At 66.5% G+C, this 12,272-nt stretch carries 10 protein-coding genes and 1 tRNA gene; 4 read left to right on the forward strand and 7 right to left on the reverse strand.

Translation table 11 applies throughout. The features are described 5' to 3' along the window. On the reverse strand, positions 1 to 419 hold a 419-nt coding region (locus ABT025_RS17090; RefSeq protein ID WP_350994699.1), incomplete at its 3' end, for a pentapeptide repeat-containing protein. Between ABT025_RS17090 and ABT025_RS17095 the strand changes: the two genes are divergently transcribed. Beyond that, complete coding sequence (locus tag ABT025_RS17095) at positions 338 to 868, forward strand: transposase (protein ID WP_350994702.1); 531 nt, start codon at positions 338 to 340, stop codon at positions 866 to 868. The genes ABT025_RS17090 and ABT025_RS17095 overlap by 82 nt on opposite strands. Before the next feature lie 463 nt (positions 869 to 1,331). Here the strand turns inward: ABT025_RS17095 and ABT025_RS17100 are convergent, their stop codons facing one another. Together ABT025_RS17100 and ABT025_RS17105 are read right to left on the reverse strand one after the other, a co-directional pair. Beyond that, complete coding sequence (locus ABT025_RS17100; protein ID WP_350994704.1) at positions 1,332 to 1,703, reverse strand: DUF6193 family natural product biosynthesis protein; 372 nt, start codon at positions 1,701 to 1,703, stop codon at positions 1,332 to 1,334. A gap of 9 nt (positions 1,704 to 1,712) precedes the next feature. Further along, the gene (locus ABT025_RS17105; RefSeq protein ID WP_502971963.1) at positions 1,713 to 6,578 is read right to left on the reverse strand and encodes an RHS repeat-associated core domain-containing protein; all 4,866 of its coding nucleotides are present in this window, start codon (positions 6,576 to 6,578) and stop codon (positions 1,713 to 1,715) included. Positions 6,579 to 7,167: 589 nt separating this feature from the next. Here ABT025_RS17105 and ABT025_RS17110 point away from each other — a divergent pair. Next, positions 7,168 to 7,764: a TetR family transcriptional regulator C-terminal domain-containing protein gene (locus tag ABT025_RS17110; protein WP_350994709.1), complete on the forward strand. Its 597-nt coding sequence runs from the start codon at positions 7,168 to 7,170 to the stop codon at positions 7,762 to 7,764. Positions 7,765 to 8,378: 614 nt separating this feature from the next. Here the strand turns inward: ABT025_RS17110 and ABT025_RS17115 are convergent. The 3 genes from ABT025_RS17115 to ABT025_RS17125 form a co-directional block, all read right to left on the reverse strand. Then, on the reverse strand, positions 8,379 to 9,050 hold the full coding sequence (locus ABT025_RS17115; RefSeq protein ID WP_350994711.1) for a nucleotidyl transferase AbiEii/AbiGii toxin family protein: 672 nt from the start codon (positions 9,048 to 9,050) through the stop codon (positions 8,379 to 8,381). Further along, positions 9,047 to 9,394, reverse strand: coding sequence for a transcriptional regulator (locus ABT025_RS17120; protein WP_350994713.1), 348 nt, complete (start codon positions 9,392 to 9,394; stop codon positions 9,047 to 9,049). Before ABT025_RS17120 ends, ABT025_RS17115 begins: the two co-directional genes overlap by 4 nt. A 98-nt stretch (positions 9,395 to 9,492) precedes the next feature. Next, a tRNA-Gly gene (locus ABT025_RS17125) sits at positions 9,493 to 9,566 on the reverse strand. Between the two features lie 503 nt (positions 9,567 to 10,069). Here ABT025_RS17125 and dcd point away from each other — a divergent pair. Both dcd and ABT025_RS17135 read left to right on the forward strand, forming a co-directional pair. Continuing rightward, positions 10,070 to 10,645, forward strand: a complete 576-nt coding sequence (gene dcd / locus ABT025_RS17130; RefSeq protein ID WP_136326616.1) for a dCTP deaminase — start codon at positions 10,070 to 10,072, stop codon at positions 10,643 to 10,645. Positions 10,646 to 10,649: 4 nt separating this feature from the next. Further along, positions 10,650 to 11,150 (forward strand): phosphoribosyltransferase, encoded by a 501-nt coding sequence (locus ABT025_RS17135; protein ID WP_350994715.1) that lies wholly within the window; start codon positions 10,650 to 10,652, stop codon positions 11,148 to 11,150. A 143-nt stretch (positions 11,151 to 11,293) separates the two neighbouring features. Here ABT025_RS17135 and ABT025_RS17140 read toward each other — a convergent pair whose 3' ends face one another. Continuing rightward, positions 11,294 to 12,247 carry a Yip1 family protein gene (locus ABT025_RS17140; RefSeq protein ID WP_350994717.1) on the reverse strand — a complete coding sequence of 318 codons (954 nt, stop codon included), beginning with the start codon at positions 12,245 to 12,247 and terminating at the stop codon, positions 11,294 to 11,296. Positions 12,248 to 12,272: the final 25 nt, after the last annotated feature.

Below are 12,272 nucleotides of genomic sequence, written 5' to 3' on the forward strand. Positions count from 1 at the left end.
ATGGAGTCGTCGGCACGAGCCCTCGTCAGGTCGGCGTCGCCGAGGTCGCAGAGGCCGGCGTTCACCCGGGTGAGTGCGGCTCCCGCCAGGCTCGCCCCGCGCAGGTCGGCACCGGTCAGGAAAGCGTCGGTGAGGTCGCAGCCGGTGAGGGTGGCGCTACGCAGGTCCGCATAGCCGAGGTGGACGCCTGCCAGGTCCAGACCCGAGAGATTCGCACCGGCCAGTGGGATGCCGCCCAGGTCGTTCTCGGTGACCCACGGCTGCGTCCATGAGCGCACCATCGCGCGCCAGTCGCCGGTGCCCGCGGTCAGGGCGGACCGGAGCCCGACCAGGAAGGGTGCGTTCTCAGGCTGAGCCCATCGCCTCCGCAACTCGGTTGCGTGGCTCTCTTCGTCCGGGATGCCGGGAGGAGTGGTCATGCGGCTGGCGTTCCGTCTCTCTCGCAGTCCCCGAGGGCCAACGTGAACTCTTCACCGCCTGGCGCTTCCACGCCGCGTTCACCGACAGCACCCTGTCGCTGGCCGACGCCGAGAAGTATCACCGCAGGCACGCGATCGTGGAACAGGTGATCGCAGAGTTGAAGAACGGTCCGTTCGCCCACGCGCCCTCGGGGAACTTCCAGGCCAACGCCGCCTGGCTCGCGCTGGCCGCCCTTGCCTTCAACCTGATGCGAGCCTGCGGCACCCTCGCCGACACCTTTCACGCCCGCGCGACCTGCGCAACCATTGGCGAACACCTGATCAACGTGCCTGCCCGCCTCGCCCGTTCGGCCCGCCGGCTCACCCTGCACCTGCCCGAACACTGGCCCTGGCAAGACGCCTTTGACACCCTCTTCCATGTCGTCCACGTCCCACCCCCACCAGCCTGACCAGGACGTATCCGACCCGCCCGCGAGGGCCCGAGAACTGTGGACAAGTGGAAAAGCTGGGCAGACCAGCGGCCACCCCGCGCCCGAAAACTGAACCACCGACCCGACCACGAAATCAATCACTCACGAACCGAGCCGGTGGATCCAGGATGAGGCAGGATCTTTGACCGCTCGTCTTCGTGCACCGAAAATGCTCGTGGGTCGCCGTCATAATAGGCCTCCCTCCCGAAAATCGGACTCGTTCCACAGTTCCAAGTGAGGGGAGGGAAATAGTCGGACTCGAGCTGGGGATGTCGCGGTCGGCGGCAGGGCGGGGGAAATGACGGTGAAAGCTCGGGTGTCGAATGGGGTGGACTGCCTCAGCCCGCCCTCGTTGGATTGGGCACGGAAGGAGGTGGTAATTTTGCGGCGAGTGGAAATTTCAAGCACCACGTACGCATGCCCGTCGGTGAGATGACAGAGGTCATAGGTCTTCCGCCGTGCCGTCGATTGCTGGTCCACAGCCTTCAGGGAGGTTGGCTGTGATCAGTTCATACGCTTCCTCCACGGTTTCAACTACCCCGATGAGAGTATGGTCGGACTCCCGACGCACGCGGTATCCGCCGACGGCCTGCGGGAAGGCGGTTCCGACGTCGTGTGTCCAGGGGTATTTGATGCACCGGCTCAAGTACAGAACGCCATGGCTGACCATGGGGAAAAGGTTGCGAAGCGGCCGGTGACCATAGGCGGTTCGGGGCACAATCGGGTTGATGCGATCTTGGCCGTAGGCCAGAACCGTCGCCCATTCTGCGGCCACGATGTCTTCTGCATTCTGTGGCGCTTCAATGTTTCTCATGAATTATTATTACCTCAAGCTTTCCGGTAGTCTCGACAGGTCCGGCTGTATTTCTGGAATATCGGGCTTGGGTACTTTGATCTCCTTGTAGCCGCCGTTCTCTTCGTCGCGCGTATACCACTGAATCTCCTCCCAGGGGCGACCGGGGCGCTCGTCCTCGGGATCCCTCCACGCAGCAGCTCCATCGTAGTTGCGGACTGCGTAGGCCACTTCACTCATCTCCCACGCAGTTCCGTCACCGCGGCGAGGGTAGTTGGCTTCATTCGAGGTATTGAACTGCGACCCGTGCTGGGCCGCTCTCTGGAATGCGTCCGTGATGTCTTGTGGGGTGTTCCAGTCGGCTATCTCGCCCCGACTGTTCGGCATTCCGTCGAGGGTGATTGACAGGGTGGTGTCGCGATCTCCGATAGCGCCCATCACGTTCGTCATCCACACAGGGCCTCCGGCCTCCTGGTCGGCGTAGTCCGGGCCGTTGTAGGTATGGGCTCCTGGGTCTCTGTCCCGGTTCGGATCGTGGCCGTCGACCGACGGATCGTTGCGGAGGTAGCTTGCCAGCGACTCCGACGGGTGATTCGGCGGCACATCGACCCCCAGCACCACGCTGTGCCGAGGCCGGCCCGCCGCGCGATGCGGGCACCCTGCCAGCCCCAGCGGGTCGATCCATCGTGTGGGGTTATCGACGTAGGTGGCTGGATTCGGGGCCGGGGTCAGGCCGAGAGGGTCGGGCGAGAGGTAGCGGCCGGACTCGGGGTCGTAGTGGCGGTGGCGGTTGTAGTGGAGGCCGGATTCGGGGTCGAAGTACTGGCCCGGGAAACGCAGCGGGGTGTAGGCGCCGGCGCCACGGTTCCATGAGGTGGTGCCCCACAGGCTGGCGCGGGTGTGCCACGCCACCTCGCCCTGTTCGTCGATGAGTTCACGGGGCGTTCCGACCAGGTCGGTGATGATCGCAAAGAAGCGGTGGTCGACTTCCGACTGGTCAAGAAGCCTGCGTTCCACCTGGGTGACCGGCTTCACACCGTCGTGGTCCCAGGTGAGGACGACGGAGTCCGGGGAGCCCGCTACGGAGCTGACCTGTTCGCACAGGGTGTCGCCGTCCCAGGTGAAGGTCACCTCCTCGGCGACCGTCGCGCCATCCCCCGACAGGCGCTGTTTGGCGGTGCGGCGCCCAAGGGCGTCGTAGATGTAGCGCCAGCGAGTCCCGTCCGGTGTGGTGACCGAGATCAGGCGGTCCTCGACGTCCCAGCCGTAGCGCCAGGTATCGGGCTTGCGGGAGAGGCGGACATTCTGGCGCAGTACCACCCGTCCTTGGGCGTCGTGCTCATATCGGACGCGGCCCGCGCGGGTGATGCGGGTCCCGCTGTACTCGCGCGGACCGGTGGCGTCGCCCGTACCGGGCCAGGTCGCGGTGGTCTGGTTGCCGGCCTCGTCGTATGCGTATCGCTCGGACCAGTTGTCAGCGGTGATACCTGTGACCCGGCCCTCACGGGTAACTTCCAGCCGCTTGCGTCCGCTGGTCAGTTCATCTACCGAGGTGAGGTGGCCGTCGGCGCGGTAGGTGTACGTGCGGCGCTGGAGGGGCCGGGCGCCCGGGGTGCGGACGTGCTGGTCGGTCAGGCGGCCTGCCGGGTCGTAGGTGTACTCGACGGTCAGCGTGTCACCGACCCGGCGTGACCTCTCGCGGCCCGACTCGTCGAAGGCGAAGTCCACATGATGGCCGGAGGCGTTCAGCTCAGCGGTGGAGCCGGATGGGAAGGACCAGGTGCTGACCGCTCCGGACGGGGTCACACGGCGGATGCGCCGTCCGGTTTTGTCGTAGGTGTTGCTCAGTTCGCGATTGTCGCAGATCTCGCGGAGGATCCTGCCCGAACTGTCGCGGACGTAGGAGATCTCCGTGTCCGGGCCTGTCGCCGAGGCGAGGCGGCCGTGGATGTTGTAGGTGAAGTGGGTGACCGTGCCGGCTGCGTCCTTGGCGGTGATGCGGCCGACGAGGTCACGCTCGTAACGGACGGTTTGTCCGAGGCCGTTCGTGCGAGAGACGAGTTGCCCGCAGGCGTCGTGGACATAGCTGAGGGTGCGACCGTCGTAGTCGGTCTCGCCGCTGGTGCGGCCGTTTGCGTCGTAGGTGTAGTCCCAGTTCAGGCCCTGTGGGCTGGTGACGCGGGTCAGACGCAACTCGGTGTCGTGGGTGAACTCCTGGCGGGCGCCGTCGGGTGTGGTGCGGGCGGAGACCAGGTCGAAGTGCGTGTACTCGAAGTGGCTCGCGCCGCCTGCCGCGTCGACGTGGAGCAGGCAGTTGCCCTCACCGTCGTACGTCCAGGACTGCTGCGAGCCGTCGGGTTCCGTCCGCCGGGCGAGTTTGCCCTCGACGGTCCATTCCAGTGCGGTCGTGCGGCCCTGTGGGTCGGTGATCCGTACCGCACGCCCGAACGCGTCACGGGTGTAGCGGGTGACCGTGCCGAGCCGACCGCGGACCGCCAGCGGCAGGCCGGCCATGTCGCAGTGCAGCCGGTCCAGTGCGCCGAGGGAGTCGTCGACTCCGGTGAGCTGACCGTTCGGGCCATGTGTGAGACGGGTCGTCGTGCCGTTCGGCCGGGTGAAGAGCGTCGGGTTGCCCCGGTCGTCGTACTCCTGCCGCGACGTTGCACCGTCGGGCCCGGTGACTGCGGCCAGCTGGTTCAGCTCGTTGTACTCGATCTCGGCGGAGCTGCCGTCAGGGTGTTCGACCCGTGCCGGGTTTCCGCGTTCGTCGTAGGTATAGGTGGTAGTGCGGCCGAGCGGATCGGTTCGGGAGAGTAGCCGGTCGTAGCAATCGAAACTTCGGCGGGTGACGCCACCCAGCGCATCGGTCTCAGCGACCGCCTGGAGAAGGGAGTTGAAGTAGTGCACCTTGGTCGCACCGAGGGAGTTCGTGTATCGGGTGACGCGGTCGCCGGTCTCCGGGTGAGTGTCGTACGCGAACGTGGAGGAGAGATAGCCGTCCGGGCCGAGCGTGCTGACCACCCGGCCCGCGTCGTCGTACACATAGCGGAACGTGGAGTCGTTGCGGTCGGTCCAGGACGTGATCCGAGCATCCACGTCGTACGTGAAACGAAGTGGAATTCCTGAGGAGTTGACGACTCCGTCAAGGTTGCCCAGCGGGTCGTAGTCGTAGCGCATGAGGGTGATCGGTCCGTCAGGCGTACGCAGGGACATCTCCCGAACCCTTGCGTCCTGGACGACCAGATCGATCCGGTAGCCGCCGGAGTGAGTGACCGTTGTCGGGCTGCCGTCACCAGCGCGTGAGAAGGAGATCCGGTTGAGGTTGCGGTCCTCGACCTCCCCAAGCCAGTAGGCCGGCGACGCGTTGTACGGACTGCCTCGGAACGAGCGCGCCAGACCTGTGTACGGATCGGTGATGAGATAGGTGGTCTCTCCGTTGTCGTGTCCGCCGTGCACCAGAGGAAGGCGGGCACCTTCGAGGGGCAGGACACCGTCGTCGTCCGCGGGTAGCGGCAGTCGCGGATAGACGAGGAGCGAACCGTCGTCCCGTGACCACACCGCACCCGCGCCGAGCGGGTCGAGCTCGATCCGTTCGTCCAGCGTGGAGGCCCAGCTGCGGCCGAACCACTGGCCGTAGCGGTAGTCGGAGAGATGTGTCCGGCGCAGGACGAGCGGAAGGACTCCGGGCAGGGCCACATCCGTCTGCGGCAGGGTCATCTCGCCGGTGGCGACGTCCACCGGGTCGTTCTCACAGGTCTTCTTGTCCAGTGAGATGCTGTTGCGGCGCGGCTCGTCCCTGGCACTCTTCAGCGCGTCCGCCTTGGTGCGAGTGGACTCCCGGCGTGCCTTGGCAGGGGGCGGGATGGTCTCTCCGTCGTCCCGGCGCACCTTGTTGAGCCTGTCCTTGATATCCAGATCGATTTTCTTCTGGGCCTCGGATATCTCCCTGACCGCTTTCGGCAGCCCCTCGCCGAGGTGGTCGCCCACCGCCTTGTTGGCCTTGCCGAGAGCTTTCATCGCCTTGTCGATCACGGGGTCGAGGGCGTTGGCGATGTCGTCCCTGCCCCGGGTCCGTCCATGATGCGTCCCGGCCTTGGCCAGCCTGCCCGCGGTTTTCCCGTGAACGTCGACGCTGACCAGACTCAGGTTGGTGCCGGCTCGCTCGTGCTCCGAGTGCTCGATGTGCACACCCTTGCCGGGCGCGGCCCCGGGACCACCGGCCGAAGCGAGGTGGAACGAGTCCTTGGCCCCCGCGACACCTTCGTTGAAGCCCTCCTTGCCCGACTGGCCCACCTGGCTCATGTCGACGCCGTCCTGCAGACCGAGCATGGTGGCGCCGACCTGTACCGCCAGATCCGCGGCCATGCCCTCCAGCGCGGCGACGGCCGGTTCGGTCAGAGCGGAGACGATATAGCTGACGACCTCTTCCAGGCACTCCTTGATGATCCGGCGGATAGCCTGCTGGGCCACCGCGATGGCGCCCCCGCCGATGAGCATGGACAGGCCGCCGGTCACCGGTATCAGGGCCATGGAGATGCCCGCCTTACCGGCCAGCACCCCCAGATGGACAAGAGCCGCATACTTCATGGCTTCTATCGCCGTTGCCGCATTGTCCAGGGCACCCGCGATCGTGCGAGCGCCGTCGGCCAGATCCTTCACATGCTTGTTCTTGACCTTGCCCCAGTGGCCGCCGAGCGCGTCGAGGGCTTCGCCGTAGCCGGACGAGAGCAAACGTTGTACATGCTGATTGGCGAGGTAGCCGTCATCCTCCACATCCTCTGCGAACTCCCGGAGGGCATCAGCCATGTCCCGATACGCGTCTTCATCGACGTTCGGCCAATTGACACCAATGACGTCAAGTAAGGTGTCGGCCCAGTCGGGCACAGTTACAGCCATGGCTCGAAGTCCCCCCGGGCGAACTCGCGTTCACTGAATGCGCGTGCGAACATGATTTCACTCTCCGGCGGTCCTACCAAGGTCTTTCGGGACTGGTGGGCCTGCCAACGGGTGCTGCGGCGGGAAGAAGCTGACGTCGTATCGCCAGGTTTACGCCCGCGAGACAGGGGCGACGAGGTGTGACCGCCGCGACTCCGGCGAGCGGCCAGGAGGTCGCCTGCTGATCGAGGTCGCTGCCGATCCTGCTGTTGGTTGCCGCCTGAGCGAAGACCAGCGAGAGCCCTCCGGTGCAGAGCTGGTGCGGGACGCTTGCTGGTTCAGACAACAAAGAAGCCCCTGGCCGTGCCGGCGTCGTTGGCCTGGGGCTCTTTCATGGAGCGGGTGGCGAGAACCGAACTCGCGGTCCGAGCTTGGGAATCAGCGGTTCTTGGGCCACCGAAGGCGTTCTGGCCGGCGCTTTTCCGTTAGGCGGCTTAGGTGGCCGTGGTCGCTGGGGGCTGCACCTGACCGCTGTTGTCCGCTCTGCTGGGCACGGATGGGGCATGGATGGGGAACGGAGGCGGCCCCGGCACGTGGCTCGGGTTCCGGCTTGTCGGCGTTCGGCCGGCCCTCGCCCCGCCGCAGGTCAACCACGCCGAGCATCATCCGCTCCACCGCCAGAACCAGGGCCAGCGCCACGACACCGACCACGGTCCATCCCGCATCGGGCAGCCACAGCAGGGCCGAGTCGATCGAGCCTCCGAACGCGGAGGGCAGTACCCACCACAACAGCGCCGCCAGGGCGAGCGATCCGGCAAGGGTGAAGCGGCTGCCGATCCGTGACGTCGTTACCGACGGCCTCGCCGAATGGCTCCCGGTGGACCCGCCGCGCCGCTCGGCACACCGCGTGGCGCCGGCCTTCGTCGGCCGCACGGTGGACAGCCCGCGTCTCGCCCACGCCCACGCCGAGACCGGCCACCTCATTCGCTCGATGCTCTCCAGGGCCGTCCACAACGGAAAGGAGTGCGGCGAGGTGCTGGACGACACCAACCCGGAGCTCGCCGCCCTCGAATTGCACAGCTTGGTCGAGGGACTGGCCCTCCAGCTCGGCTTCGATGCCACCGCGGACGACGCCCGCACCTCCCTCGATCTCGTATCGATGCGGGTTCAGGCCGTCTTCCCCGGGCGTTGCCGTCAGTACGAGTGAGCTGTGGTGGCGACTTCGGCGCATACGGATCGGTGAGGCGTCTTCCGCCAGGGTCAGGCCGCTGATGGCGGGCATGGCAGTTCCTCGGCAGGGAGGAGGAGCCGCTCGCGGGGCTTGGAGAAGGGATTCGCCGAGTTCCACGCCCGGGGGAGGAAGTCGCCTGTCGCCGGTGTGGGCTGGTGTCGAGGTTGGGCACCCGACCCCGCCGACTGCCCGGCGCTGTTGGTCGTCCTCGCCGTGCTCACGATGGGGGCAGCCCCCTCGACTCGGCGCCGACCTGGATCCTGACGGTGCCTTGGAATCAGACGTTCGAGGGCACGGGGTTCCGTAGTGGTCCAGACAACAAAGAAGCCCCCGCCATTGGCCTGGGGCTTTTGTGTGGAGCGGGTGACGAGAATCGAACTCGCGCTCTGAGCTTGGGAATCAACGGTTCTCGAACGGCTGTAGTGGCTCTGACCTGTATGTTTGCCTGGATCGGACGAGGCTTACGTGGTCTCTGGGCGCCGTACGTGACCGCTGTTGTCCGCTCCGAGGGGCACGGATGAGGCACGGTCGTTGAGGGCTGAGCAGCCTTAGGTGCATCCTGCCGAGCACGTCCGGTCTGCGTGCGGCCCTCAGTCTTCGTGCGGAGCCTCCTGCTCCTGGAGTCGTTCGCCGATGTCGCCGGCCCATGTCTGTGCCCACTGCCGCAGCCTGGTGATTGCTTGCTCGTCGAGTCCGTAGGCGGCGAATTCCGTGTCGTCGATCCAGTCGGCTCCGTCCAGTCGAGCTTGCAGCTCGCTCAGGTCGAAGGAGTCGCGGGCATGGCGCCGTCCGAGCTCTTCGAGTTCGACGTGACTCCAGTGGTTCGCTGCGGCTTGAACGTCGATCAGGTCTCTGGCGAGCCCGCGGTCGGACAGCGCGCGGACCTTGGTTCCAACGACATCTTCGAGTGACAGCACCAAGCCGTGCTCGGTGTGCACAGGCGGTCGCCAGAGGGCTTCCTTGAGGATGTCGACTTCGCACTCTTCACGGCTGGTGGGATCGGTGACGATCAGGCGCGCGGACAGCGGGTCTGTTTCCAGAGCACTGACCTGCCACCCGCGCTGCTCCAAGCCGATGCGCACGGCAGTCGCAATGTCCTCCATGCGCTCGGGGTTCTCGGTCGCGACGTCGAGGTCCTGGCTGAGCCGGTCGACCAGGCCGTGCGCCTGGACCGCGTAGCCACCGGTAAGCGCCAGAGGGTATGCACCGCCCACGGCAAGTACGTCTGCAAGCAAGCGACGGTGCAGGTCGGTGAGGTTCACGCCGCGGCCTCGGCGCCGTGAGCCAACTCGTCGAAGGAGCGCTCCCAGACTTCACGGACATCACGGCTGATCAGCGTGCGCAGTGTGGGCCACAGGCTGATGAGAAGGCCGTGATTGAGGTACCGGATCAGATCGTCATGCTGGCCCTCGGCCAGGACGATGCGGTAGTAGCTCATCCGCAACCGGGGCTGATCGAGGTTGAAAGTGGTCAATCCCGACCACGCCAGGTGGAGTGGCAGGCTCACTGTGCCGTGCTCGGGGCCGACGAGCTCGGAGAGCGCTGCGGGTGCGCGCCGGGCGAACTTGGCACGGCGGAGATCGGAAAGACTGGGCTGTGATGCCATACCCCGATTATCCAGGGAGGGGCCGCTGGGGGCCGACCGGACGGTGACAAGGTGCTGCATACAAAGAAGCCCCGGGCCGCTGGCCTGGGGCTTTTTCATGGAGCGGGTGACGAGAATCGAACTCGCGCTCTGAGCTTGGGAAGCTCATGTTCTACCATTAAACTACACCCGCGTAACGCACTGGCTGACCGGCGCATCGTCACACACTGTACCCCATCGCAGACCCCCCGAGGCGTGAGCCCGGGTGTGAGGCGTGGTGGGGGTTCGGCGGGGTGTGGGGGGTGGGATGCGGGTGTCCCGGGCGGGAGTTGGGGGCGTAGCGTGGGTGGTCGGAGTGCCGCGTGCGGCGGCGTCCTGTTCATCCCCTAATGTGGCTTTCTCGTCCACGGCTTGATGGGGAAGGGACTTGATGGACTCCATGGAGCGCACCGTCGTCCGCTGTGCCGAAGGGCACGTTTTCGCTACCGCCTCGTTCCCGATGCAGCAGCTCGGGGCCGGGCGGATCGGTCCCGGGCGGCTTATCCGCTGTCCTCGTTGTGCGCGGTTGCGGCATGCCGTGCCTGTGGGGTTCGAGGAGCGGTAGGAGAGCGAGCGGCAGGGGCCTGCGGGAGCAGGCGACAGGCGCGCGGGCGGCCCGATGGGGGCGGACCCGCGCGTTCTGCGTATCCTCGGTGGGTGCTTCTCTCAGACAAGGACATCCGGGCCGAGATCGACGCCGGACGCGTACGTATTGATCCTTTCGATGCGTCGATGGTGCAGCCGTCGAGCATCGATGTGAGGCTCGACCGCTATTTCCGGGTGTTCGAGAACCACCGTTATCCGCATATCGATCCGGCCGTCGAACAGGCCGATCTGACCCGTACCGTCGAGCCGGACGGGGACGAGGCGTTCATCCTGCATCCCGGTGAGTTCGTGCTCGCCTCGACGTACGAGGTCATCTCGCTGCCCGACGATCTCGCGTCGCGGCTGGAGGGAAAGAGTTCGCTCGGCCGGCTCGGGCTGGTGACGCATTCGACGGCCGGGTTCATCGATCCGGGGTTCTCCGGGCACGTGACCCTGGAGCTGTCGAACCTGGCGACGCTGCCGATCAAGCTCTGGCCGGGGATGAAGATCGGTCAGCTGTGCATGTTCCGGCTGAGTTCGCCGTCGGAGTTCCCGTACGGCTCCGAGCGCTACGGGTCGCGGTACCAGGGGCAGCGCGGGCCGACCGCTTCGCGGTCCTTCATGAACTTCCACCGGACGCAGGTGTGATGCCGTGAGCGATGACGCGCGGGAGAACCTGACGTACGAGGGTTTCGGGCATGCCGTGCGGGAGCTGGCGCAGGCCGTCGCCGACGACGGGTACGAGCCGGATGTGGTGCTGAGCATCGCGCGCGGCGGGGTGTTCGTCGCCGGTGGTCTCGCGTACGCGCTGGACTGCAAGAACATTCACCTGGTGAATGTCGAGTTCTACACGGGCGTGGGCACCACGCTGGACATGCCCGTCATGCTGGCGCCCGTGCCGAATGCCATCGACTTCTCGGACAAGAAGGTCCTCATCGCCGACGATGTCGCCGATACCGGGAAAACGCTGAAGCTGGTGCGTGACTTCTGTGTCGACCATGTCGCCGAGGTGCGTTCCGCCGTCATCTACGAGAAGTCGCATTCGCTCGTGAAGTGCGAGTACGTGTGGAAGAAGACCGATCGCTGGATCAACTTCCCGTGGAGCGTGGAGAAGCCCGTCGTGCGGCGAAGCGGGCAGGTCCTCGACGCCTGACAGGTGGAGAGGGCTCGTGGCAGGGCGCGCGGAGAGCGCTCGTGGCAGGGCAGGGCGGCACAGCACCGCGGCACACAGCGGAAAAGAACCCCCGGGGCCCTTGTGGCCGCGGGGGTTCTTGTTCTTCTGGGTCGTGCCCGGTTCTAGATCGTGCCCAGTTTGAGGATCGAGACCAGGGCGAGCAGTTGGATCGCCGACGCGCCCAGTGCCTTCGGCCACGGCAGGTCGTGGGACTTGCTCACCATCGAGGTGAGCAGCGCCGCGGCCGCCAGCCAGGTGAGCCAGCCGAGGATCTGGACCAGGGAGTTCTCGCCGCCCAGGAAGAGCGCGAAGACCAGGCGCGGTACGTCCGTGATCGACATGATCAGCATGGAGAGGCCCACGGTCGGCTGCCATGCGCCGTCGCCGCCGAGCTGGCGGGCGAGGGTGTGGGTGACCGCGCCGAGCACCAGACCGCCGAGCACGAAGCCGATGCCTGTGATGACGACGTAGGGGATGGCGTTGCCGACCGGCGCGTTGATCGCGTCGTCGCGGGCCTGGTCGAAGCCGAACAGCGCCAGCAGGCCGTAGAGGAACGTGACGACGAGCGCCGGGCCCCAGACGGGGTAGTCGCGCATCTGCCAGAACGTCGGGTTGGGGCGCGTCACGATGCCGCTCAGCAGCTGCTTCCAGTGCAGGCGAGGGCCTGCGGGCTGGGCGGGGGTCTGGCCGGCGCGGTAGGTGTTGCCGTCGCCGTAGGGGTCCTCGTTGATGCTGAAGGCCTGGGTGTGACCGGGGCTGTTCGCGTACGGGTCGCCCTGGTGGGGTTGGTGGGCCTGCTGGGGGTGGTGGGGCTGCGGGTACGGGTCGGCGAAGTACTCGGGCTCGTCGGCCCCACCGCCGTTGTAGCCGCCCGCGTTGTAGCCACCGTTGTTGTAGCCGGGGGCGTTGTTGTACCCACCGCCTTGGGGCGGGGCGCCGCTGCCTCCCGTCGGCGGCCATTGCTGCTGCCCGTACGGCGGTGGTGCCTGAGTGCCGTACGGCTGCTGCCGCGGTTGCTGTTGCGCTTGCTGCGGGGTGCGGTTGTCCCGGCCGCGTCCGATCCTGAATCCAGCCACGTAATCGAACGTACCTGGTCCGCGC

It is taken from the genome of Streptomyces sp. NPDC002809 (assembly GCF_040295435.1).
Classification (GTDB): Bacteria; Actinomycetota; Actinomycetes; order Streptomycetales; family Streptomycetaceae; genus Streptomyces.